The sequence below is a fragment of the Moraxella sp. CTOTU49803 genome (assembly GCF_032097965.1).
Taxonomy (GTDB): domain Bacteria; phylum Pseudomonadota; class Gammaproteobacteria; order Pseudomonadales; family Moraxellaceae; genus Faucicola; species Faucicola tetraodonis.
Genome location: NZ_DAMCJP010000001.1, coordinates 667,727 through 692,241, shown reverse-complemented (window position 1 = coordinate 692,241; position 24,515 = coordinate 667,727). Strand labels below are relative to the sequence as shown.

The following is a 24,515-nucleotide window of genomic DNA, read 5'->3' as shown; positions in this document are numbered from 1 at the left end:
TTTAGCCCATTAATTTAGTACACTAATTTAGTACACCCAGCGTTACTCGTTCATTGTGCCCATAGTCTTTGACGGTGATTACATCGCCAAAGCCATTTGACAGAAACACATCCCTAACCTGTTCACCCTGTTCATGCCCATGTTCAATCGCTAATAACCCATGAGGCTGTAAAAATTGTGGCGCAGTTTTGACAATATGACAGATGTCCGACATTCCCTTATTATCCGCGATTAGCGCGCTAATGGGTTCATCAGTTAAACCTGCCAAGTGGGGATCGTTGGGATCGATATAAGGTGGATTAGATACGATAATATCAAATTTATTGCTTTCATCTCCATGGGCTGTCATAAAGGGTTCATACCAACTGCCTTCAAAAAACGCGATATTACTAACCCCTATTCTTTTAGCATTTTGTGTTGCAACGCTCAGTGCCTGAGGTGATTTGTCTACTGCACTAACGGATGAATTTTTAAATTCTTCTGCCAGCGTGATGGCAATACAACCTGACCCAGTGCCTAAATCCAAGATATTCATTTGTTTGCTTAGGCTATTTTTATGATGGTTAAGCACCGCTTCTATCAACCTCTCAGTATCAGGACGCGGTATTAAAGTATGCTGATTGACTAAAAATTCATGCTGCCAAAAACTTTGTTTACCGAGCACATAAGCGAATGGTTTACCGGCTATCAACTCCTCTAGCGCAGCAAAATATTGAGTGACTATTGCTGCAGTTACCATTTCGCTATCATGGGTAATAAGATAAGTTTGCCCTACATGAAGATATTCACCCAGCAACTGTTTGCGGATGTGTTTTTCAACCGTGCTTGGTACAGCCAACAATGATTGAATAGTATAAGATGACATTGGGTTATTCATGGGTGATGTTATCGCCTCTTGTCGCATCTTGGCTCATCACATGCTTATCTACCATATAAATCAACAACAGCACAGGAATGCCAATCAATGCGGTAAAGGTGAAGAAAGCAGGATATCCCATGGTTTCTACCATCGCACCTGAGTAGCCACCTAAAATCTTTGGTGTTAACGTCATCAATGAACTAAGCAGTGCATACTGTACCATGCTAAAGCGAATATTGGTCAATACCGATAAAAAGGCGACGAAGATGGCACTTGCTAGACCTGATGCGAGGTTATCAAACATCACCGCTGAGTACATATAAAAAAAATCATGTCCCTTGCCCGCCAAAATCACAAACAATAAATTACTCGCTGACGCTAAAATAGCACCAATCAACATAGCGTTCATGATTTTAAAACGCTCAGCAAGCAAACCGCCTAGAATACCACCTACAATTGACATCCCCATACCAAAGGTTTTGACCGCCAAGGCGATATCGGTTTTGCTAAAGCCTAAATTGACATAAAACAAGTTTGACGTCGTACCTGCCACAATATCTGAAATACGATACAAGCCTATCAATAAAATCAGCCACACGGCTTTTTTACCATAACGAATGAAAAAGTCTTGAATCGGCGCGACCCACATGTCAACCGCGACTTGCTTTTTAATGATTTTGGCTTTTAATAACACTAAAGCGGTGCTAATGGCGATAACCACAGCGCCAATAAATTTAATACTCTCATAAATAAAGCCCAAAAACTTTGACTCAGTCGCTGGAAGCACATGACCGATGCCAATAAAACTGGCAATCAGCGCAATCACTGAAATTAAAAATAGTAAAAACAGTTGAAAATAATCCGACATCGGGCGTTCATGCTGCACACGGGTGACGGTGGGTTCTTTAATCAAAAGGGTAGTGACAACCCCTATGAGCATCAAAGAGGCCATAATATAATAGGTTTGTTGCCAAGCAGCGTAGTTGTAAGTGGCTTTGGTCGAGCCAAAATATTCTGCCAAAAACAGCGCCCCTGCCCCTGCAACAATCAGACCAATGCGATAGCCTGCCATAAACATACCAGAGAGTACGGGCTGCATAGATTTTTCAGCAATTTCAATGCGATAGGCATCAATCACGATGTCTTGTGTCGCCGCTGAAAAACCTAATAACACGGCAAAAAATGCCATATAATCGAGTACAACATCACTGGTGGGATTAAAACTACCAAGCATGAAAATTGCAAAGGCGACCACAATTTGTGCCACAACCAGCCAACTACGGCGTTGTCCTAGCATTTTAGTTAACAACGGAATCGGCACGGCATTGACGAGGGGCGACCAAACAAACTTAAACGAGTATCCCAGCATCGCCCAACTAAACATGGTGATAATTTTGATATCAAATCCTGCTTCTTTGAGCCAAATTGATAAACTAGAAAATATCAATAGATAAGGTAAACCTGAAGAAAAACCCAATAGCAACATCACCCAAGCGCGCTTGTCCATATAGGCTTTGATGGCTTCGCCCCAAGACTTTTTTGTGCCTGTTGAGCTTTCGCTTGGTAGCGCTGCTTGGTCGTTTGACACAGGTTGTTTTGATATTTCCATGTTACCTCTCACTCGTCACGCACGATTTACCACAAAACTTCATTAAAATCTTGCTATTGTAGCGGTTTTCTAGGTCTAGACAAACTAAAATTATTATGGCTGTCTGAAACGTCGATATCTGAAACAAGGCAGCACTGCAATCAAGTCGATAACTGAGTCAATGTCTACAGACTTGTCATATTTCAATTTTTTAAATTTTAAGCCTATTAAATATGCCTGACGTAAGCAGCTAGGTTTTGAACCTGCTATTTTATGGTAATATGCTATACTTGACACCCTGCGATGACTTTCAACCTTTTTGTTAGCAGCTTTGAGGCAAATTATGCAATAGCCGATTGCTATCTATCAGCAAAATAATGCCTATCATGTCACGGTACCTGATATTGAAAGCATATCTGTAATTGATAGTAGCATGGCAGGCGCGGTGTCTAACACAGATATGGCGGTAATGCCTAGTTTTGTTAATATTTAAGTTCAACCAAGCTCATATAACGAGCATTTTATTTCGTTTTTTTATTCGTTTTTTTATTAAGGTCATTTTATGGCAATCAATGTTGTCATCAATCAACGTTATTTACAAATTCAACTCAAACAACTTGAAACCGTTTGGCAGACTGTGATTAATAATTACAATTTGAGCCAAGCCGCCAAAGTATTACACACCAGTCAATCCAGTCTTAGTAAGCATATTGCCGCGCTCGAAAGTCAGCTTCGGGCGGAAGTTTTTGTGCGTCAGGGTAAACGATTGGTGGGTCTCTCCCCTATCGGTGAGCTGCTACTACCGCATATTGAAAAAATCTTTGTGGAAGTACGGTCGATTGAAAATTTAACCTTAGATTTTCAAAATCCCCATCAGGGTGAATTATCAATTGCCACGACGCATACCCAAGCACGTTATGTGTTGCCTTGGGTGGTACAGCGCTTTAAACAACAATTTCCCAATGTCCATCTAATTTTGCATCAAGCTGACCCTGAGTCGATTGCCAATATGGTGGCACAAGGTCAAGCCGATATTGGCATCGCAACTGAATCGCTGCTTGCGCACGATAATCTACACTGTATTCGCTATTATGATTGGTATCATCATGTGATTGTGCCCGTGGGACATGAGCTTGAGAATCGCACTGAGATTGATATCCAAACCTTAGCGAATTATCCGATTATCACTTATCACGGTGGTTTTACGGGTCGTGGTGCGATTGATAGAGCCTTTAGTGCGGCAGAACTGACACCTAATATTGTACTTACTGCTTTGGATGCCGATGTGATTAGTACCTATGTCGGTATTGGTATGGGCGTGGGCACAATTGCTGAAATGGCATTTGAAGGTCAGAATTATCGCAATCTTGTCAAAATTCCAACGAAAATTTTTGGAAAACATGTGACGTGGATAGCCACCCGTGTCGATGGAGATATCCGTAATTTTGGCAAAGCTTTCATTGATATTTGTCAGCAACAATTTGGGTGATTGATTTTTTTGGATTCGTCATTATAAAGGGACTACTATTCTTTTTATGATGACTACAAAGATGACCAAACAAATCCCTATTTCATTTTTAGACCTTGTTCCTGTACCTGAAGGCAGTGACGCCAAAAACGCCCTTAAGCAAGCGGTGACTGTTGCCCAAACTGCCGAACAAGTAGGTTTTAACCGCTATTGGCTGGCTGAGCACCATAACATGCGTGGCATTGCCAGTACTGCAACCAGTGTGTTGCTAGCTCACATTGGCGCTCACACCTCAACGATACGAATTGGCTCGGGTGGTATCATGTTGCCTAACCATGCACCCTTAGTGGTCGCAGAGCAGTTTGGTACGTTAGCCACTTTGTATGGCGAACGTATCGATCTTGGCGTCGGCCGTGCCCCTGGTACGGATGGGGCAACCTTCCGTGCGTTGCGCCGCACCATGAATGATGCCGAAAACTTCCCGCAAGATGTGCAAGAGCTGATGCATTATTTTGACCCGCTCGATGGTCAGACAGTGACTGCCATGCCGGCTAATGGCTTAAATGTGCCTGTCTGGATTTTAGGGTCGTCTTTATTTGGTGCCAGTCTCGCTGCTGCATTAGGCTTGCCTTATGTATTTGCGTCGCATTTTGCGCCGCAGATGTTATCGCAAGCGGTGACATTGTACCGTGAGAATTTCAAGCCTTCTGCCTACTTGCAACAACCTTATGTGATGGTAGCAAGTAACCTGCTATTGGCCGACACCGACGAGGAAGCCGCTTACCAATTCACCTCAGCGCAGCAAAGTTTTGTCAATTTGCGCCGTGGTAAACCCTCACAAATGCCAAAACCGATTGAGAATATTGATGCTTTTTGGACCTCTGCAGAAAAATACATGGTTGAATCGTCGTTGGCAATTTCGTTTGTCGGTACACCTGACAGTGTCAAACCAAAACTTGACCATTTTCTTGAGACTATCCGCCCTGATGAATTGATTGTCACTTGTAATATTTATGACCAACAAGCCCGCCTCAACTCCTTATCATTGGTGAAGGCGCTTGATTTATTTAGCTTAAACAGCTAATCAAAACCATAAAAACGCAAACCATAAAAAAGCCCAAGACTAACTTGGGCTTTTTTATTATTTCAATAATTCTGATAACGCCAACTCATTGAGCCGATCCAAATCTTCTTGCGTGTCTACACCGGGCGGCAACAATTCTGAAGCGATATCAATGGCGATACGCATGCCTTGCTCCAAAATACGCAATTGTTCCAATGATTCAAGCTGCTCTAGCTCGCCTTGCTGCCAAACACTAAATTGTTGTAGCAAACTGACCCGATAAGCATAAATCCCTAGATGTCGGTAAGCGTTTTTTGGCGCGCTATTTTCCCCACTGATTGGCTGGTCAGTCAACAATGCTGTATAGCGATCGCAAGGAATTGGCGCTCGGCTAAAATACAAGGCTTCCTTGTGGGCATTTTTGACGACTTTGACCACCGATGGCCGTAAAAACTCTTCAAGGCTTTGGATGGGTTCAGCCAAAGTCGCCATCACGCAATCTTTTTTTTGTAGCAGAAGCTCAGTCACTTGTTTGATGAGCCCTGCAGGCACGAGTGGTTCATCGCCTTGCATATTAATCACGATATCTTCAGTTGACCACTGCTGAAGCCTAGCTACTTCAGCAAGCCTATCAGTGCCAGACGCATGATTGGGGTCAGTCATGATGACATTTGCCCCATAGTCTTGACACAGTTTAGCGATGCTATCATCATCTGTTGCCACAAAAATATCATCGGCAATTTCCGCCGATTTTACCGCATTGGCACGATCAATCACCCATAGAATCATCGGCTTGCCATGAATTTCTAACAGTGGTTTGTTGGGTAGTCGGGTACTTTTTAGACGGGCTGGTATGACCACATGTTTTAACATAGTGTATTTCCTACAAGTTTTTTAATTGTCAGCATTGTCAGCAAGGGTAACCAACTCACCGATTTGTCGGTCGATTAACGCATAAAAGGCGGGTGATAATTCGGCTTCTACCGGTAACACCCAGATATTTGTTGCAATGTCATTTTTTTCATGACCTTGGGCGAACAAAACACGCAATTTGACCGCATCCTTATCGGTGACGATAATCGGTAACTTTGGCAAGTTGGCAAAATCTTGCAAACTATAAGTGTGATGGTCATTCAATGGCATCGGTATGATGTCAAACCCTAATTGGCTTAGGCTATTAAAAAAACGCTGCGGCAATCCAATCCCCGTCATGGCAATCACTTGTTGGGCAGGTAAGCTATTTTGCGAACACGTTTTAAATAAAGGTGTTTTAAATAAAGGTACTAGGGGTTTTTGTAGCAAACGCATGCGAACATCGGGTGATATGCTATGACAATTTCTGCTTAGGCTATTTGAAAAATTGGTTAAAGTCTGCGTATCTTGCCAATCACTTTGGTGAAATATGACGGTGGTATTGGGCTGATACAGGCGTTTAATCGGTTCGCGCAGAAAGCCTGTGGGCAATAGCTGGCGGTTACCAAAGCCGCGATCGGCATCGACGACAATCCAGTTTTCATCCCTATCCAAGGCAAAATGTTGCAGTCCATCATCTGCCAAAATAAGTTGAATGCTTGGATATTGCTCAAGCAATAACTCAATTGCCTGCCCGCGGTTTGGACAGACTGCCATTGGCACACCTGTACGCTGGACAATCAGACACGGCTCGTCACCAACGTCACTGGGCTTTGAATTTGTTGTCACGAGACAAGGCATCAGCTTGGGTTGTCCGCCATAGCCACGACTGATGACCCCGACTGTCACCCCTTTTTGCTGCAGGTAAGTTACCACCGCAATGATTAGCGGCGTCTTACCACTACCGCCAACCGTGATATTGCCCACTACAATGACGGGCACCTTGGGATAATAAACGGGTTTTAGCCCTAGTCGATAAATAGTTTTATTGAGCCAAAAAACCAACCCATACAACCAAGACACGGGCAATAACAACCATAGCCACAGAGATTTGTTGCGCCACGCCTGTAGTAGTGTCTGTTGCATTAGCTTGACAATATGTCCTCTTCAAAATGACGCTCATACAACTTGGCATACGTACCTTGCGCGGCTAGCAAACTGTCGTGGGTACCGACTTCGATGATTTCACCGTTATCCATGACCACGATTTTATCGGCATTTTGGATGGTCGTTAATCGATGCGCGATAACGATGGTGGTTCTGCCATGCATGACGCGCTCCAGCGCTTTTTGGATATAAAATTCTGATTCGTTATCTAGCGCGCTCGTGGCTTCATCCAAAATCAAGATAGGCGCATCCTTTAGCAGGGCGCGTGCAATGGATAAGCGTTGGCGTTGTCCGCCAGATAACTGCAGACCCTGTGAGCCAATCTTTGATTGGTAACCCTGCGGCAACTGCATGATAAAATCGTGCGCAAAGGCTGATTTTGCAGCATCAATCACTTGCTCCGAGGTTCGATTAGATAATTCGCCATAGGCGATATTGTTGTGGATAGAGGTATCAAACAGTACCACTTGTTGGTTGACGCTGGCAATCTGACTACGCAGTGAATGTAATGTCAAATCTTCGATAGCGACATCGTCAAGATAAATATTGCCCGCTGTAGGCTCTAGCGCGCGCATCAGACAGTTGACTAGGGTGGTTTTACCTGCGCCACTGCGACCGATTAACGCCACCGTTTCACCGGGATTGACCACCAAATTTACGTTATTGAGCGCTTGTTTGCCATCCTCAAAAGTGACGCTTAGGTCGTTAAGTACTATTTTACCACTCAGGGTTTTTTCAACCTTGCCCGTGTCTTTTTCTTCGGCTTCATCGAGCATCTCAAATATAGAATCCGCCGCCGCCAAACCTTTTTGCAAGCCTTGATTGATATCGGTCAACGAGCGCACGGGTTTACTCAGTAGCCCTGCTGCACTGATATAAGCGATAAACTCGCCTGCGGTGGTGTCGCCTAATACATTGGGTCTTAACGCAATCCATACCACCACAGCCATCGCGCACGCCATCAATAATTGAATTAATGGGGTATTGATGCTATTGGTCACCACCACTTTTAGCCCTTGTTTAAGGTTGGTTAAAGAGGCGTTATTAAACCGCGTTAGCTCATTTTGCTGACCGCCATAATTTTTGACCACTTGGTAGCCTGTGATGACTTCATTGGTAATATGACTGACCTCACCCATGGATTTTTGAATACCGCGCGACAGCTTGCGAAAGCGTTTACTGGCTTTACTGACTAACAATAAAATCGGCGGCAATACCACAAACAACGACAGGCTTAATTTCCAATTACTGTAAAGCAAAAACGCCAACAACCCAATCACAGTCAAACCATCGCGTAACAAGGTTTTGAGCGTATCGGTACCCGCCGCAGTCACCTGCTCGACATCAAAGATTAATTTTGCAGAAATCTGACCGGCATTGTGGTTGAGATAAAATTGGCTAGGTAATCTGAGCAATTTTGAAAACACTTGCATACGCAGCTGATAGACGACATTGCGTGAAATCACTGCACTAAAGTAATTACCCAAAAATGAGCTAAGTCCGCGCAGTACAAACAACAATACGATTAAAGCTGGAAAAAGATTGATATGCGCTTGATCACGATCATTAATCGCATCAATAATGAATTTGACCAGCTTGGCAATGCCCACTTCGGTGCCTGCATTTAAGGTAAAGCCAATGACGACTAGCGTCATCGCCCACCAATACGGCTTGAGATAACCTAGCAATCTTCGATAGGTCTGCCAACGTGGGTGAGCATTGGAAGGTTTTGAAACGGTCATGGCATCTCAATATATAAAAGAACGACTTAACAGCTATTGTATCAGTAAATTGAACCATAAAAATTATTTGACATCTGGCGCTGGGGCAATATTACTATCGAGCGAAGTGACAGGTATCACAGTACTGATATTTAAATTCATAAAGCCCATTTTACCCGCTATATCCATCACTTTAACCACCGATTGGTGACTGGTATCGGCATCGGCGGAGATAACAAATAGCTGCTTTCGGTCTTCACCCGCTTCTTGACGGATCATTGCCGTCAACTCAGCTTCGCCATTGCCAGATAAAGCAATGCCATTGACCAAATAGCTACCATCTTTTTGCACCGCGATTTCAATGCGTTTGCTTTTCTCAGTAATCGGTACGCCTTCTGCTTGCGGCAAAATGATATTGAGTTTACTAAAATGGTTAAAGGTGGTCGACAGCAGTAGAAAAACAATCAAAAACAGCAAGCAATCAATCATCGGGGTAAGATTGATTTCTAAAGGTTCGACCGTGGGTTTACGAAATCGCATGGGTTGACTCTTTTACGCAGCTATACGCCATTAACGAGGCGTGATTAGACCATTGTCCAGTAATTCTTGCATCATCAAACCCGCTTCTTGTTCAAACGCGGCATTAATATCAATGATACGGCGCTGAAAAATACGGTATGCCATCACTGCAGGTATCGCAACCAGCATACCCCCCGCTGTGGTAATCAGCGCTTGGGATACGCCAGCTGCCAGCATGGTCGGATCTTGCATTGCGCCTTCAGTAATCGCTAAGAAGGATGAAATAATCCCCAGTACGGTACCTAAAAGACCTAACAATGGCGCGATAGCACCGATGGTACCCAGCATATTAATATGTTTTTCTAATTGGTGAATGGCGATACTGGCGCGGTTTTCCATATGCATGGTCATTGAATCAATCCCATGCTGGCGATTCATGAGTCCTGCAGCAAGGATATCACCCAAAGGCGAATTGAGTTTGACATTCTCAAGCGATTCACGATCAATGTCGCCCTGCTCAATCAATTGCTGCATCAATTGTTCACGCAGATGAGCGGGTGTCACTGTACTGGCTTTAAGTTTTATCGCGCGCTCAATGATGATAATTAACATCAAAATCGAACATAGGACAATGGGCCACATCAACCAACCGCCTGCTTTAACTAATTCCCACATCGGTTATACTGCCTTTGCATGTCAATGACTAATAAATTGAGAAAACTAATCTAATGCGCAAGATTAATGCTCAAGTTGCGACTGAAACTGCACAATCAAAGCTTGTAATTCCTCTTCATTGTGAAAAAATATCTCAATACTCCCCTTTCCTTTTGAAGAGCCTTTGATTTTTACCACGGCACCGAGTTGTTCAGAGAGGTGTTGGTTCAGTCGCAGCCTATCATAATCAATTTCTTGGCTTTGTGTCGGCGCTTTTGGATTTAAAATGTCTTTGACTAAGGCTTCAGTCTGACGGACGGTCAGTTGACCTTGTATAATTTTTTTGGCAATAACAGGCTGCTGTTTGGGCGACAGCGCCAATAATGCCCTGGCATGCCCCATATCCATTTGCCCTTCATTTAACGCTTGTTTGACATCGTCATGTAATTGGTTCAAACGCAACAAATTAGAAACCGTTGTTCTTGCCTTACCGACCACATCCGCAATTTGCGAATGACTCATGCCAAATTCATCATGAAAACGCTGCAATGCGGCAGCCTGTTCCATGACGCTCAAATCTTCCCGTTGTATATTTTCAATCAATGCCAAAGCGATGGCCAAGTCATCTGACATTGGGCGCATGATGGCGGGTATATGGGTTAAACCTGCAATTTGCGCCGCACGCCAGCGACGTTCACCCGCGATAATTTCATGGGTAATCGGGGAATTGGGCAATACTTTGGCTAAGGGTCGAATCACAATAGGCTGCATCACGCCATGTTGCTTGATAGACGTTGCCAGCTCTTGCAAGGCATCTTCGTCCAAATCAAGGCGCGGCTGATACTTGCCACGCTGCAAATACGCGACGTTGATATGCATCAAATTTAACCCAGCCACATTACTACTATCATTACTATTATTATTGGCATCGTTATTTATGGGTGTGTTATCGGTATTTGACGTTACTGTTTTGGCGGGTTTTGGGGTGAGTGGTTTGGGGGTTACCGCAGCTGTAGGCGATTTTTTGGCTACAGCTATAGTGTCGCTAGCTTCGGCTGATTCATCATCCGCGACATTTTGCCCATCATCGCTCGATTTGGCATTTAGTTTTTCAGCGCTTTTCGCGTCATCGACAGCGGCTCGAACACTCGCATCGATTAGATTACCGGTAATCAATTTTTCTGTTTTGATTGAGCCGAGTAACGCATCAAGTCCTCGATTTGATGCCAATCCACGCTTTTTAACCATGTCGAAATTCCCAATGCCATTAAATAGTTAAAAATGACTGATAAAAAATTAAACCAATGCCGCCATTTTTGAACTGGCTATTTTAGCAGATTCGCCATAGCTTGAAAAATAGTTTCATTGCTTTTGTCGGTGCGCACTTGCCAACAAATTAACAAAGAAAGTGCCTAAACAGTTTAATTTAGGTAAGTTGGAATTGGCGACTTTGCTTGATAATTTCATTGGCAAGGCGAATATACGCTTGTGAGCCTTTTGAATTCATCTCATAATCAAGCGCAGGGATGCCGTGCGCCGGTGCTTCTGCTAGACGAATATTACGGGGAATAATGGTATTAAATAAAATCGGACCAAAATGCTCAATCAATTCCATAGAGACATCATTTGCCAAGGTATTGCGCGGATCAAACATGGTTCTTAGCACACCGCGGATATGCAAGTTTGGGTTTAGCGACTTCAAACGCTCAATGGTTTGCGATAAATCCGCCAATCCTTCCAATGCAAAATATTCACATTGCATCGGGATAATCACCCCTGATGTGGCACACATTGCATTGATGGTAAGTAAACTTAAACTCGGGGCGCAGTCAATCACGATAAAATCATACGGCTTAGTCGCGCGGCCGTTTTTGGCAGGCATATCAGCGAGCTGCTGCATGGCTTTTGACAAAATTGCATGGTTTTCAGGCTTTTGACTTAAATGCAAATCACTGCCTGACAATTCATTGTTGGCACCGACAATATCAAACCCATTTGCGGTTTTGACAATCGCCTCATGGATTGGCAAATCATCTAACAGCACATCAGCAATACTGTACTCTAACTCGCGTTTATCCAGTCCTGATGCCGTGGTCGCATTGCCTTGGGCATCCAAATCAATCAGTAAAACTTTTTTGCGGCGATGTGCCAGTGCACTTGCCAAATTAACCGCGGTGGTGGTTTTGCCCACCCCACCTTTTTGATTAGCAATGGCTAAAATATCCATGAACTGTCTCGCAATGTGTTGATAAAAAGGTTGAAAATTGTAGTCAAAAACAGCCAGTTTTTCAAACCCTAATACCGGTAAAACTGGCTGAAATGGGGTGTTTATCTTTGCAAATAAATCAAGTGGCGTGATTCATAGAGCTTTGGCACGGTTAACACTTGGGTGTTAATTTGCCACTCATTTTGAAGCGCTTGAATCTCATCAATGGGTTCAACCCCCTTCATGGCACAAATGATACCATTATCTGCCAATTTGCTTTGACTATGGGTGACAAAATCCACCAGCGACGCAAACGCCCTTGAGGTAATTACTTGATAAGTGCCTTCATGTGCTTCGATACGACTGGCAACCGGTGTCAGATTTTTTAACCCCAATTCACTGGCGACTTGTTTGATAAAGCGAATTTTCTTTTGGTTGCTATCGAGTGCTGTCACCGCACGTTGTGGCTGACAAATAGCAACTATCACCGCTGGCAAACCCGCACCCGTCCCAATATCTAGCAAATCACCGGCTGGCAAAAATGGCACAATCGACAAACTATCAAAGATATGTTTGATTAATGCCTGTTGGTCATCTTTGATAGCGGTCAAATTATACGCTTTATTCCAAAACAACAGCTGCTGTAGATAGTACAGTAGCTGTAATTGCTGCTCATCCGATAGTGGCAACTTTAACTCAGAGAGTGCTTGTTGCAACTGCGGTTGTAATTTTACGTACTGGGGTTGTAGCTTTACATTAATTTGCGCCATCAAAACACCCGATTAAGACCATTGAGCGCAGCAACGCGATAGGCTTCTGCCATCGTTGGGTAGTTAAAGGTAGTATTGACAAAGTATTCTAGCGTATTGCTGCCCTTACTTTCCATCACTGCTTGTCCGATATGAATAATCTCAGAGGCGTGATTGCCATAACAATGGATACCTAAAACCTCTAAGGTTTCACGGTGAAACAGTATTTTTAACACCCCACTACGCTCACCGATGATTTGTGCGCGGGCAAGGTGTTTGAAGAAGGCTTGACCCACTTCATACGGCACTTTTTCGGCCGTTAATTCTTGTTCGTTTTTACCAATGCTTGAAATTTCAGGAATGGTATAAATACCCGTTGGCACACTGCGAACAGGTTGTGCGTTTTCATCGCCCACCATATAAGCAGCGGCGCAGCGTCCCTGGTCGTAAGCTGCCGATGCAAGCGATGGCCAGCCAATCACATCCCCTGCTGCGTAAATATTTGGGATATCGGTTTGGTAATGTTCATTGACTTTAAGTTGACCACGGCTGTTTGCGGTGAGTCCGATGGCGGCAAGGTTGAGACTGTCGGTATTACCTGAGCGACCGTTTGACCATAAAATAGCATCTGATTTGATGCGTTTACCACTTTTTAGATATAAAATCACGCAGTCATCATAAGTTTCTAGCCGTTCAATTTCTTCTTTGTTACGAATCAACACGCCAAATTGTCTAAAGTCATGCGATAATGCGTCAGAAATCTCATCATCTAGATAGCTAAGCAACTGCTCTTGGGTATTAATCAAATCTACTTTATAGCCAAGACCAGTAAAAATAGACGCATACTCACAGCCAATCACGCCTGCACCATAAATAATAATGCGCTGTACCACATAATCCATTTGTAGGATTTTATCAGAATCAAACACGCGAGGATGGCTAAAATCTAACAAATCTGGGCGATAAGGACGGCTACCCACGGTAATAATGGCTTGTTCAAAGGTAATGTCTTGCTCGGTACCATCACTCATATCAACATGAATGGTATGGGTATCTTTAAAACTTGCCCAACCATTGATTAAGTCAATTTGGTTACGCTCATAAAAACGTGTATGGGTTTCTACTTGGTTACGCACCACTTCGCGCGCTTTGGTTAACACTTTATTGAGTGGAATTTGGTGATAGTCAATGCCTTGGTTTAAGATAGGATCGCGGCGATTACCGATAATATTAAACACTGACTGACGCAATGCTTTACTTGGAATCGTGCCTACGTGCGTACAGTTGCCCCCCACTTGTTTGCGTGGATCAATCACGGCAACTTTTTGCCCAGATTTGGCGATTTTCATCGCTGCTGCTTCACCCGCGGGTCCTGCCCCAATCACAATAGCATCATAATCATAGGCATGGCTAACGGCATCTTGACGCTTGTAACGCTTTAAATTGATACGGGTGTTATCCAGCGGGCTAATTAAATCAAAATGCACCGATGCATCATCAAAATGTTTTACCTTATCATCGTCTTCACTGATACTGACGGTATTGGCTTTTTTATCAGAATCCGAAATTTCAGTTTTGGTTGGTTTTGCCAAAATTTCGGTAATATTTTCTTGGGGTTCAATAATTGACTGTGTGTTGGAATCACAGATGTTTTCGTTGTCATTGTTTGTAGGGGGAATTTGAGTAACTTTGTCATTAATCCGTTTTTTTGGCATATTAGCTCCCATATTTTAAGCCTTGATAATGAATAAAAAATTTTTAAATTAAATATAAAATACGATAAATTAACCGTACGTTAAGAGGTTACATTAACCAATTCGACGTTTTAACCCCGTCATTTGTAAAATACGCGTCGCGATTTCTTCAATCGACATCGTGGATACATCAATATTTGGAATCCCTTGAGAAATATAAATACCTTGAATGGCGCGCAACTCCTGCTGACATTGCTGGTAACTTGCATAGCGGCTACCTGCACGGCGCTCGTTACGAATTTTTACCAGTCGATCGGTGTCAATCACCAAACCAAACAGTTTGTCACGGTAGGGCTTTAACGCTTTAGGCAACGAATTTTCATATAAATCATCTTCAGTCAACGGATAATTCGCCGCACGAATACCAAATTGCAACGCTAGGTATAAAGAGGTGGGCGTTTTGCCCGAACGTGACACCCCAATCAAAATAATATCTGCCGCATCATAATGGGTGGTACGCGCGCCATCATCATTGTCTAAAGCAAAATGCACCGCATCGATACGTGATTTATAGTTCTCAGAATCGACATCCCCATGCGCATGACCGGTATGCGGTGCAGGTTGCACTTTGATTTCATCGGCAATTTTACTAATCAAACCTTCATAAATGTCTAAGTTAAAGGCATCTGCGCCGTTGATTCGTTCACGAATCACAGGGTCAACGATGGTATCGAAGACTAGCGGCTTTACCCCATCACGCTGGTGGGCAAGATTGATTTGATTGACCGCTTCATCGGCGCGATCGAGGGTATCAACATAAGGAATAACCCGAGTCTCAAATGGTACCGTGGGAAATTGGCTTAAAATAGAGCGACCTAGGGTTTCAGACGTAATCGCGGTACCATCGGAGATAAAAAACACACTTCGCAACGACTGCGAATTTGCAAAATTTAAGGCGTCTTTATTTTGAATCGTGGCTTTGATTTGCTCAATGGTCATGAAAAATTATCCAAAAAAATGACAAGAAGCGTCCATACTAATTTAAATTAATACTGGTTTAAACTCACACTGATGGTTAACCTCACACATTAACTGCGTTTTTGGCAGTGAATGTCATCTTATTAATGTCGTTATCAGTGCAGACACTATCGTTTGTCTTACAGGCATTTGTCTCACAGGCGTTTGTCTTACAGGTCGAGAGTTTGTTATTATACGTGACTTGTAGGCTTTAATCTAACAAATCGATGCTTAATTTGCCTTAATTAGCCATCAGTTATTGTCATTGAAGGCTTATCTACGTTTTTTATCCCCTTAAACTCAAAGATATCCAAGCAAAATTTTAATTGAATTGTTGATCGCTAACAGTTTTTTTAAAATTATAAATTTTTTGCTAGAAAATCATTTTTTAAGATGAATTTTCTACGAAATACCGTTATAATCTTTTCAAAATAATCTTTATTTCACGGAGTTATCACCTTGAACGCACAAGTTATCTCACTCGACAAGTTAGGCAAAAATGACATTGACAAAGTAGGCGGTAAAAACGCTTCATTAGGTGAAATGATTAGTCACCTAACGGATTTAGGGGTAAGCGTACCAGGTGGTTTTGCAACAACGTCTGAAGCTTTTAACAAATTCTTAATCGGTACAGGTCTTCAAGACAAAATCAAAGACGCGCTTCAAGGTCTGGATGTGGATGATGTTGCGGCATTGACTGCCACGGGCAAAAAAATCCGTGACATGATTATTGAACAAGAGTTACCTAAAGATTTGGAACAAGAAATCCGTGATGCCTTTGCCGAGATGAGCCAAGGCGAGGACATCGCTGTTGCAGTTCGTTCATCAGCGACTGCCGAGGATTTACCAGACGCCTCATTTGCTGGTCAACAAGAAACTTTCCTTAATATCCGTGGTATTGACAATATCTTGATTGCTATTAAAGAAGTCTTTGCTTCTTTATATAATGACCGTGCCATCGCTTACCGCGTTCACAAAGGTTTTGAGCACGCAGGTGTTGCGTTATCAGCTGGCGTACAACGCATGGTACGCTCAGAGACAGGCACTTCAGGTGTGATGTTCACCATTGATACCGAAAGTGGTTTTAACGACGTGGTATTTATCACCGCAAGCTATGGCTTGGGTGAAATGGTCGTGCAAGGTGCGGTAAACCCTGACGAATTCTACATTTCAAAAGCGTTATTAAATGCCGGCAAACCTGCGGTAATTCGTCGTAACCTCGGCAGCAAACAACAAAAAATGGTTTATGCAGACGAGCACTCAGCTGGCAAATCAGTCAAAATAGTCCCCGTAGACAAAGCGGAACGCAACCAATTTTCACTAAGCAATGAAGAGTTGGTTGAACTTGCCAAACAAGCATTAATCATCGAAAAACATTATGGTCATGCGATGGATATCGAATGGGCAAAAGATGGTGACAGTGGCAAATTATTCATTGTGCAAGCACGCCCAGAGACAGTAAAAAGCCGTGAAAGTCAAAACGTCATGGAGCGTTACATCCTTAAAGAAAAAGGCGATGTCATCTGTGAAGGTCGTTCAATTGGTCAACGTATCGGCGCAGGTACTGTACGCGTGGTCAATTCAATCCATGAAATGGATAAAGTACAAGAAGGTGACGTCCTTGTGTCTGATATGACTGATCCAGACTGGGAACCCGTCATGAAACGTGCGGCTGCTATCATCACTAACCGTGGTGGTCGTACCTGTCACGCGGCAATTATCGCGCGTGAATTGGGCGTCCCTGCCATCGTGGGTTGTGGTAACGCCACTGACCTATTGACCGATGGTCAAGCAGTCACTGTATCTTGTGCAGAAGGTGATACCGGTTATATCTACGAAGGTCAATTGGACTTTGAAATCCAAAACAACTCAATTGAGTCAATGCCAGACTTGGCATTTAAAATTATGATGAACGTCGGTAACCCTGACCGCGCCTTTGGATTTGCCCAAATCCCTAATGAAGGGGTGGGTCTGGCGCGATTAGAATTCATCATCAACCGTATGATTGGTGTGCATCCAAAGGCACTGCTTAACATGAACACCCTACCACGCGAAATCGTACAAGCGATTCAAGAGCGTATGGCAGGTTATGCTTCACCGGTTGACTTCTACGTTGATAAATTGGTTGAAGGTATTTCAACCCTAGCGGTCGCATTTAAAGATAAGAAAGTTATCGTACGTATGTCTGACTTTAAATCGAATGAATATGCAAACTTAATCGGCGGTAAACTATATGAGCCATCTGAAGAAAACCCCATGCTCGGTTTCCGTGGTGCCAGCCGTTATGTGTCAGAAAACTTCCGTGACTGCTTTGAATTAGAATGTCGTGCATTAAAACGTGTTCGTGATGAAATGGGCTTAACCAACGTTGAGATTATGATTCCATTCGTACGTACCACAGAAGAAGCGCGTAAGGTATTAGAGCTACTTGAGAAAAATGGTCTTAAACGTGGTGAAAACAGTTTACGCGTTATTATGATGTGTGAGTTGCCAACCAATGCTTTATTGGCAGAAGAGTTTTTACAATACTTCGATGGTTTCTCAATCGGCTCAAACGATTTAACCCAGTTAACCCTTGGTCTTGACCGTGATTCGGGTATCGTATCTCAATCATTTGATGAACGTGACCCAGCGGTTAAAAAACTACTGAAAATGGCTATCGATGCCTGTAACGCACAAGGCAAGTATATCGGTATCTGTGGACAAGGTCCTTCTGACCATCCAGACCTAGCGATGTGGTTAATGGAACAAGGTATTACTTCTGTTTCATTGAATCCGGATTCGGTGTTAGACACTTGGTTCTTCTTAGCAAAAACCGAAAAATAAGCTTGTTGGCATTCATAAAGCCCTTAGTTTTGACTAAGGGCTTTTTTTGGGCATTAAAAAAACCCAGCATGGAGAGGACCCGCTAGGTTTTTTTGCGCTGCAATTTATAACAACACGCGGCGTGGATCTGCTAGTAATTTTGCAATATATCGGGTAAATACCGCAGCGTCCGCACCATTGATTACACGGTGGTCATACGATAATGACAACGGTAGCATTAAACGTGGCTCAAACTCGCCTTTGGTCTCATTCCAACGTGGCTGAATGCTAGATTCACTGATGCCTAAAATCGCAACTTGTGGCCAATTAACCAGCGGCGTAAAGTAAGTACCGCCAAGATTGCCTTGACTTGAAATCGTAAATGACGCGCCGGTTAACTCTTTGGCAGATAGTTTTTTATCACGCGCTTTTTTGGCAAGCTCACCGATTTCAATCGCTAGTTGCTTGATGCCTTTTTGCTCTACACGTTGAATGACAGGGACTGTCAAACCCTCCTCGGTTGCGACGGCAAATCCTAAATTCACAGATTTACGGATGATAATTTGGGTATTGTCATCGCTTAAATGGCTGTTAAATTTTGGATGTTGCATCAGCGCGTAAGCGGTTACTTTCATGATGAAAGCCAGAATAGTTAGACTCACCCCTTCTTTTTTCATCTCATCTTTTAGGTCACCACGCAATTTTTCAACATCGGTAATATCTGCCAAATCAAACTGGGTGACTTGTGGCAAATAGGTATTGTAATTAAGCTGCGGAATTGAGACTTTTTGTAGACGGGTCAAATCTTGGCGCTCAATTTCTCCCCAAATTTCCGTTTTACTCATATCGGGTAAATTAGGTAATCCTGAGCGAGCCGCTGAAGGCGCAGAGGCTTTGTTTGCAGCGGCTGGCGTGCTAACTGCTTTTATTGTATTTTTGACATAAGCAAACACGTCTTCTTTGACAATACGCCCATTAGCGCCCGTGCCAGTCACCTCACTGACATCAACACCCAATTGGCGCGTAAGTTTGCGCACCGCAGGACCTGCATAAACTGCGGCGTTTTTGGCATTAATTTGCGCTTCAGACAGTTTTGACTGTGAATTTGACTGGCTAGCTGTTGTGGTTGACTGGCTAGCTGTCGTGGTAGCGCTATTAGTTGAAGTCGACGCGGTATTTTGCGTTTTAACGACTGCTTGCTGAGTAGTATGGGTGGTCGCTTGCGGCTGTGAAGTTGAACTTGATGCGGATTGCACTGATCCCGCCGCTTCAATCACAACAAAGTCTTGACCATTGGTGACGGTATCACCAGCATTAACTAGTAATTCCACTACTTTACCTGCAACTGGCGAAGGGACTTCAACCGATGCTTTATCAGATTCTACTAATACTAGCGGTTGTTCGGCTGTGACCTCATCGCCTACTTTGACCATCCACTCACTAATCTGTGCTGACTCTACCCCTAAATCGGGCAAACCGAATGTTTGTTTACCAGCGGGGGTGGATGATTGAGGCGCAGATACCGTTTGAGCGGGTGGCTGATTTTGGTTTGCAGCTAAAGTGGCTTGACTGGCAGCTTGTTCTGATGGGTCACTGGCTAATGATGACTGTTGCGTAGCTGATTGGGAGGCCATCACGATAAAGTCCTGACCATTGGTGACCGTATCCCCTGCATTGACTAAGAATTTGACAATTTTTCCGCTAACAGGTGCTGGTACTTCGACCGATGCTTTATCGGATTCGACCAATACTAGCGGTTGCTCAGCAGTGACAGTATCGCCCTCTTTGACCAACCACTCACTAATTTCTGCGGTATCGACACCCAAATCTGGCAATGTATAGGTTGCTTCAGCTGATGTAGGCTGTGATTGATTTGGCGCAGCCATAGACGGCGCTTGCGATGAAGTCGCGCTAGTTTCTTTAATTTTTTTAGCTTCTTTAGATTGGTCTGCTTGTTGGTCTGTCTGTTGCGCAGATTGCTCTACGGGTGTAGTGTTGGATTGGCTATTGTCTACACTGTCGATGGTGAGAATCACATCACCTTCTTTGACCTTATCGCCGATTTGAAGACTAATTGCTGTAATAGTCCCTGCTGATGTCGCAGGTACTTCTACAGAGGCTTTGTCAGACTCTAATAAGACAATGTTATCGTCCACATTGATGACATCGCCGACTTTGACCATAATTTCGCTGACTTCAGCGCTATCAACGCCTAAGTCGGGAACTTTGATTTCCATGGGTTTATCCTTAAAGTTTTATTTTTACTAAGTTGGCAATCAGCCGCTAATACGTGGCTGATTTTTCCCAATTATTAATTGATATTATTCAGGTTTTTCGTTAAGAATTGGCGCATCGGCTTTATCTTCTGCTTTGCCGTCTGCTGAAATCGCTTCATCATCCTCTTCAACCAAGGTTGGTACAGGTTTTGGATTCGCGCCTAAAATCGCTGGTGCATCTGGGGATTGGTCGATTTGTACTTGAGGATACCAAGCAGGTGAAGCATCGGCATCAATACCCAAGCTACTAATCGCATCTTTGACCAAACGCGCATCAACTTCACCTTCATCTGCCAATAGTTTAAGCGTTGCTACCACAATGTGGGCGGCATCTACTTTGAAGTAACTACGTAATTGGCGACGACTATCCGAACGACCGAAACCATCGGTACCTAAGGTGGCATACGGACGACTGTCTGGTAGGTAGGCGCGGATTTGTTCAGAGAAAATGCGCATATAGTCGGTGGCAGCGACCACAATACCTTCATGCTGTGCAAGTTGTTCAGTAACCCAAGGCGTACGCTGTTCATCTAGTGGGTGCAAACGATTGTACTCATCACATGCCATGCCTTCACGGGTGAGTTCATTAAAGCTTGTGACACTCCACACGTTGGCATTGATATTGAATTCTTCAGCTAGAATTTGCGCGGCTTTTTCAACCTCACGTAAAATCACGCCTGAACCTAGCAATTGCACTTGTTTTGAACCATTATCTTTGAGCAAGTACATGCCTTTTTTGATGCCTTCTTCTACCCCTGTTGGCATGGCTGGTTGCTCGTAGTTTTCATTCATTAAGGTGATATAATAGAAAACCCGTTCGCCTTCACCATACATACGGCGCAGACCATCTTGTACGACCACCGCTAGCTCATAACCATAACATGGGTCATAAGTGACACAGTTTGGCACCGTGTTAAATAGAATCAACTGATGACCATCTTGGTGCTGTAAGCCTTCGCCATTAAGTGTGGTACGACCTGCGGTACCGCCAAGCAAGAACCCTTGCGCCTGCATATCGCCTGCCGCCCAAACTAAATCACCGACGCGTTGGAAACCAAACATCGAATAATAGATATAAAAAGGAATCATCGGCAACGCATTGGTTGAATAACTGGTCGCTAACGCAATCCACGCACTCATCGCACCCGCTTCATTAATGCCTTCTTCAAGCATGTGACCGTCTTTGGCTTCTTTATAACCCATCAAGGCTTCATGGTCTTCAGGGGTATAATTTTGACCCGATGCCGAGTAGATACCCAATTGGCGGAACATACCTTCAAGACCAAAAGTACGGGCTTCATCAGGAACAATCGGCACCACACGCTCTTGCAGCGCTTTATTTTTTAGCAGTGCGGCTAGCAAGCGTACAAATACCATGGTGGTAGATTGTTCTTTGCCTGCACTACCTTGTAGTAATTTGTCAAAAATCTCCAATCCTGGGACATCGAGTGGAATATGACCACTACGGCGATTGGGCAAATGTCCGCCCAGTGCTTGACGGCGACCTTTAAGGTATTGGATTTCAGCAGAATTTTCATCAGGACGATAAAACGGCAATTCTTCAAGCTGCGAGTCAGTAAATGGCAAATCAAAACGGTCACGGAAGTATTTTAATGAATCAATTTCGAGTTTCTTGATTTGGTGGGTTTTGTTGACCGCTTGGCTTTGGTTAGATAAGCCATAACCTTTGACGGTTTTAACCAAAATCACCGTCGGCTGACCTTTGGCTTTCATGGCTTCGCTAAATGCGGCATACACTTTCATCGGGTCGTGACCACCACGGTCTAAATTTTGGATTTCCTGGTCAGTCCAATCTTTGACCATTTCGGCAAGTTCTGGGTATTTACCAAAGAAATAGTCACGGACAAATTTACCATCACGCGCTTTATACACTTGGTATTCACCATCGAGGGTCTCAAGCATACGGTGTTTGAGCGCGCCTGTATGGTCTTTATCTAGAAGCGTATCCCATTTACCGCCCCAGATGACTTTAATCACTCGCCAGCCTGCACCGCGAAACACGGATTCAAGCTCTTGGATAATTTTACCGTTACCACGTACAGGGCCATCTAGGCGCTGCAAGTTACAGTTAATCACCCAAATCAGATTTTCTAGATTCTCGCGACCGGCTAGTGAGATAGCACCTAGGCTCTCTGGCTCGTCGGTTTCACCATCGCCCAAGAATGCCCAAATCTTGCGACCTTCTTTTGGAATCAAGCCGCGATTTTCAAGATATTGATGCACATGCGCATGATAAATTGACATGATTGGGCCTAAACCCATCGATACGGTTGGGAACTGCCAATAGTCAGGCATTAAATAAGGGTGTGGGTAGCTAGATAGCCCCTTGCCCCCTACTTCACGGCGAAAATTCGTCAGCTGCTCTTCAGTCAATCGACCTTCTAAAAATGAGCGAGCATACATCCCTGGCGAACCATGACCTTGATAATAAATCATATCACCGCCAAAGCTTTCACTCGCTGCGCGCCAAAAATGGTTAAAACCTGTTTCGTATAACGTCGCACTCGAGGCAAACGTCGCTAAGTGACCGCCTAAGTCGTCGTCATTTTTGTTGGCACGCATCACCATCGCCACTGCATTGTAACGAATGATAGCGCGAATTTTACGCTCTAGGGTTAAATCACCGGGATACGAGGGCTGATCTTCTACAGGAATAGTGTTGATGTAAGCGGTGTCAAGGCGGTTAACGCGCAACCCTTCTTGTACCGCCTTATCATAGATGGCTTTTAGTAAAAAAGTAGCACGCTTTTTTCCCACTGACTTGATTACCGAATCAAAGGCGTCAAGCCATTCTTGGGTTTCTTGACTATCAGGGTCTTTAAAATACTGATATTGCATTTTTCGTTCCTTCTGGCAATGGCATCCATCCATGGAAATAACCTAGAATGGAGCTAGGTTGTAAACGACTCAAAGTATTCAACTATTAGACACAAAACATTGTTATAAATAGCGATAGCAATATTTTACATGAAAAAAATATTTATGTATTTTCGCTAATTTTTAATAGGTATTTAGCTATGAAATAAAGGTGAAAAAGACAACTGTTTTTTCTGACCGCGTAGTAAATTTATTGACAAGGTAAAGCAATAAAAGCATTAAGTCGCTTGACAGTCAACCATCAACACTTATCAACCGCTTTTTGATAAGCTGGGCGAGCTTGGCATTTTTTTAACCAATTGTGAATATTGGCGTATTTTGCCTCTAAACTATGGGTTTCTTGCATGGCGTTTATGGCAAATTCAAGCTGTATATCAGCGCCGCTAAATTGGTTGCCAGCAAGCCATTCATTATTTCCCAAATGCTTATCTAGCATTTTGAGCTGTTCGGTTAATGAATGATTCAGATAAGATTTGTCTATCCCCGATTTGAGTAATTTTGCCACTTGTTTGATACCTATCGGTGATTTTTCTATCATGGTAGCAAATATTAGTCGGATAATAAGCAAGGGCATCAACGAGCTTTCGGTAAAATGCAGCCAATATCGATACTGTTCATACGCCTCACTCCCATAATCTGGGCGAAATTTTTTATTCAGCACCAGTTGTGAGATTGGCTGTGCATCTTGCTGGTCGCTTAACTGGTCATAGTTATCAATCAAATACTCAATGATATTGGCCGATTCAATCAGCGTTTTTCCATTATCTTGTAGGATAGGTGCCTTACCCATCGGGTGAATTTTTTGCAAAGACTTGGGCGCCAAACCATGATGGCGCTCGTACTTAGTCAACTGATAAGGCAGTTCTAATTCTTCTAATAGCCAAAGAATTCGGAATGAACGTGATTTTTCAAGGTGATGTAGATGCAGTTTTGACATGGGTATACTCGTCTTTTAATGTAATAGGATTGTTGGAACAAG

Annotated in this window: 18 protein-coding genes; 3 read left to right on the top strand and 15 right to left on the bottom strand. The window is 43.5% G+C overall.

The window, feature by feature from the left end; genetic code table 11:
- Positions 1-22: 22 nt before the first annotated feature.
- The gene (prmC, locus tag RT422_RS03080; RefSeq protein ID WP_313421229.1) at positions 23-865 is read right to left on the bottom strand and encodes a peptide chain release factor N(5)-glutamine methyltransferase; all 843 of its coding nucleotides are present in this window, start codon (positions 863-865) and stop codon (positions 23-25) included.
- 4 nt (positions 866-869) lie between these two features.
- On the bottom strand, positions 870-2,468 hold the full coding sequence (locus RT422_RS03075) for an AmpG family muropeptide MFS transporter (RefSeq protein ID WP_313421228.1): 1,599 nt from the start codon (positions 2,466-2,468) through the stop codon (positions 870-872).
- Positions 2,469-3,009: 541 nt separating this feature from the next.
- Here RT422_RS03075 and RT422_RS03070 point away from each other — a divergent pair.
- Positions 3,010-3,936: a LysR substrate-binding domain-containing protein gene (locus RT422_RS03070; protein ID WP_128677843.1), complete on the top strand. Its 927-nt coding sequence runs from the start codon at positions 3,010-3,012 to the stop codon at positions 3,934-3,936.
- A gap of 61 nt (positions 3,937-3,997) precedes the next feature.
- Entirely contained in the window at positions 3,998-4,999 is a 1,002-nt protein-coding gene (locus tag RT422_RS03065) for an LLM class flavin-dependent oxidoreductase (protein WP_036593985.1), read from the top strand.
- Between the two features lie 57 nt (positions 5,000-5,056).
- Here the strand turns inward: RT422_RS03065 and kdsB are convergent, their stop codons facing one another.
- The 10 genes from kdsB to RT422_RS03015 all read right to left on the bottom strand — a co-directional run bounded on the left by kdsB (position 5,057) and on the right by RT422_RS03015 (position 15,539).
- Entirely contained in the window at positions 5,057-5,851 is a 795-nt protein-coding gene (kdsB, locus tag RT422_RS03060) for a 3-deoxy-manno-octulosonate cytidylyltransferase (RefSeq protein ID WP_313421227.1), read from the bottom strand.
- A gap of 21 nt (positions 5,852-5,872) precedes the next feature.
- On the bottom strand, positions 5,873-6,976 hold the full coding sequence (gene lpxK, locus RT422_RS03055; protein WP_313421226.1) for a tetraacyldisaccharide 4'-kinase: 1,104 nt from the start codon (positions 6,974-6,976) through the stop codon (positions 5,873-5,875).
- Positions 6,976-8,739: a lipid A export permease/ATP-binding protein MsbA gene (gene msbA, locus RT422_RS03050; protein WP_313421224.1), complete on the bottom strand. Its 1,764-nt coding sequence runs from the start codon at positions 8,737-8,739 to the stop codon at positions 6,976-6,978. Before msbA ends, lpxK begins: the two co-directional genes overlap by 1 nt.
- Before the next feature lie 63 nt (positions 8,740-8,802).
- Entirely contained in the window at positions 8,803-9,258 is a 456-nt protein-coding gene (locus RT422_RS03045) for an ExbD/TolR family protein (protein WP_007116636.1), read from the bottom strand.
- 30 nt (positions 9,259-9,288) lie between these two features.
- On the bottom strand, positions 9,289-9,912 hold the full coding sequence (locus tag RT422_RS03040; protein ID WP_050325337.1) for a MotA/TolQ/ExbB proton channel family protein: 624 nt from the start codon (positions 9,910-9,912) through the stop codon (positions 9,289-9,291).
- Positions 9,913-9,975: 63 nt separating this feature from the next.
- A complete protein-coding gene (locus tag RT422_RS03035) occupies positions 9,976-11,139 on the bottom strand; it encodes a ParB/RepB/Spo0J family partition protein (RefSeq protein WP_007116638.1) in 1,164 nt (387 codons plus the stop codon).
- Between the two features lie 178 nt (positions 11,140-11,317).
- The gene (locus RT422_RS03030; RefSeq protein ID WP_007116639.1) at positions 11,318-12,118 is read right to left on the bottom strand and encodes a ParA family protein; all 801 of its coding nucleotides are present in this window, start codon (positions 12,116-12,118) and stop codon (positions 11,318-11,320) included.
- Between the two features lie 101 nt (positions 12,119-12,219).
- Complete coding sequence (gene rsmG, locus RT422_RS03025) at positions 12,220-12,867, bottom strand: 16S rRNA (guanine(527)-N(7))-methyltransferase RsmG (RefSeq protein WP_007116640.1); 648 nt, start codon at positions 12,865-12,867, stop codon at positions 12,220-12,222.
- Complete coding sequence (sthA, locus tag RT422_RS03020) at positions 12,867-14,561, bottom strand: Si-specific NAD(P)(+) transhydrogenase (RefSeq protein WP_227522783.1); 1,695 nt, start codon at positions 14,559-14,561, stop codon at positions 12,867-12,869. The genes rsmG and sthA overlap by 1 nt, the downstream gene beginning before the upstream one ends.
- Before the next feature lie 93 nt (positions 14,562-14,654).
- The gene (locus RT422_RS03015; RefSeq protein ID WP_007116642.1) at positions 14,655-15,539 is read right to left on the bottom strand and encodes a pyruvate, water dikinase regulatory protein; all 885 of its coding nucleotides are present in this window, start codon (positions 15,537-15,539) and stop codon (positions 14,655-14,657) included.
- 477 nt (positions 15,540-16,016) lie between these two features.
- Here RT422_RS03015 and ppsA point away from each other — a divergent pair, with 477 nt between their 5' ends.
- Positions 16,017-18,383 carry a phosphoenolpyruvate synthase gene (ppsA, locus tag RT422_RS03010; protein ID WP_284034032.1) on the top strand — a complete coding sequence of 789 codons (2,367 nt, stop codon included), beginning with the start codon at positions 16,017-16,019 and terminating at the stop codon, positions 18,381-18,383.
- A gap of 104 nt (positions 18,384-18,487) precedes the next feature.
- On the opposite strand, the gene RT422_RS03005 is transcribed toward ppsA, so the two are convergent.
- The 3 genes from RT422_RS03005 to RT422_RS02995 form a co-directional block, all read right to left on the bottom strand.
- On the bottom strand, positions 18,488-20,599 hold the full coding sequence (locus RT422_RS03005) for a 2-oxo acid dehydrogenase subunit E2 (RefSeq protein ID WP_313421223.1): 2,112 nt from the start codon (positions 20,597-20,599) through the stop codon (positions 18,488-18,490).
- Between the two features lie 84 nt (positions 20,600-20,683).
- Positions 20,684-23,497 (bottom strand): pyruvate dehydrogenase (acetyl-transferring), homodimeric type, encoded by a 2,814-nt coding sequence (aceE, locus tag RT422_RS03000; protein ID WP_313421222.1) that lies wholly within the window; start codon positions 23,495-23,497, stop codon positions 20,684-20,686.
- A gap of 280 nt (positions 23,498-23,777) precedes the next feature.
- Positions 23,778-24,473: a glutathione S-transferase gene (locus tag RT422_RS02995; RefSeq protein ID WP_313421221.1), complete on the bottom strand. Its 696-nt coding sequence runs from the start codon at positions 24,471-24,473 to the stop codon at positions 23,778-23,780.
- Positions 24,474-24,515: the final 42 nt, after the last annotated feature.

What these genes read in the sequence shown, in the direction of transcription:
- prmC (WP_313421229.1), bottom strand. Translation starts at nt 865, where the DNA reads ATGTCATCTTATACTATTCAATCATTGTTGGCTGTACCAAGCACGGTT.
- RT422_RS03075 (WP_313421228.1), bottom strand. Translation starts at nt 2,468, where the DNA reads ATGGAAATATCAAAACAACCTGTGTCAAACGACCAAGCAGCGCTACCA.
- RT422_RS03070 (WP_128677843.1), top strand. Translation starts at nt 3,010, where the DNA reads ATGGCAATCAATGTTGTCATCAATCAACGTTATTTACAAATTCAACTC.
- RT422_RS03065 (WP_036593985.1), top strand. Translation starts at nt 3,998, where the DNA reads ATGACCAAACAAATCCCTATTTCATTTTTAGACCTTGTTCCTGTACCT.
- kdsB (WP_313421227.1), bottom strand. Translation starts at nt 5,851, where the DNA reads ATGTTAAAACATGTGGTCATACCAGCCCGTCTAAAAAGTACCCGACTA.
- lpxK (WP_313421226.1), bottom strand. Translation starts at nt 6,976, where the DNA reads ATGCAACAGACACTACTACAGGCGTGGCGCAACAAATCTCTGTGGCTA.
- msbA (WP_313421224.1), bottom strand. Translation starts at nt 8,739, where the DNA reads ATGACCGTTTCAAAACCTTCCAATGCTCACCCACGTTGGCAGACCTAT.
- RT422_RS03045 (WP_007116636.1), bottom strand. Translation starts at nt 9,258, where the DNA reads ATGCGATTTCGTAAACCCACGGTCGAACCTTTAGAAATCAATCTTACC.
- RT422_RS03040 (WP_050325337.1), bottom strand. Translation starts at nt 9,912, where the DNA reads ATGTGGGAATTAGTTAAAGCAGGCGGTTGGTTGATGTGGCCCATTGTC.
- RT422_RS03035 (WP_007116638.1), bottom strand. Translation starts at nt 11,139, where the DNA reads ATGGTTAAAAAGCGTGGATTGGCATCAAATCGAGGACTTGATGCGTTA.
- RT422_RS03030 (WP_007116639.1), bottom strand. Translation starts at nt 12,118, where the DNA reads ATGGATATTTTAGCCATTGCTAATCAAAAAGGTGGGGTGGGCAAAACC.
- rsmG (WP_007116640.1), bottom strand. Translation starts at nt 12,867, where the DNA reads ATGGCGCAAATTAATGTAAAGCTACAACCCCAGTACGTAAAATTACAA.
- sthA (WP_227522783.1), bottom strand. Translation starts at nt 14,561, where the DNA reads ATGCCAAAAAAACGGATTAATGACAAAGTTACTCAAATTCCCCCTACA.
- RT422_RS03015 (WP_007116642.1), bottom strand. Translation starts at nt 15,539, where the DNA reads ATGACCATTGAGCAAATCAAAGCCACGATTCAAAATAAAGACGCCTTA.
- RT422_RS03005 (WP_313421223.1), bottom strand. Translation starts at nt 20,599, where the DNA reads ATGGAAATCAAAGTTCCCGACTTAGGCGTTGATAGCGCTGAAGTCAGC.
- aceE (WP_313421222.1), bottom strand. Translation starts at nt 23,497, where the DNA reads ATGCAATATCAGTATTTTAAAGACCCTGATAGTCAAGAAACCCAAGAA.
- RT422_RS02995 (WP_313421221.1), bottom strand. Translation starts at nt 24,473, where the DNA reads ATGTCAAAACTGCATCTACATCACCTTGAAAAATCACGTTCATTCCGA.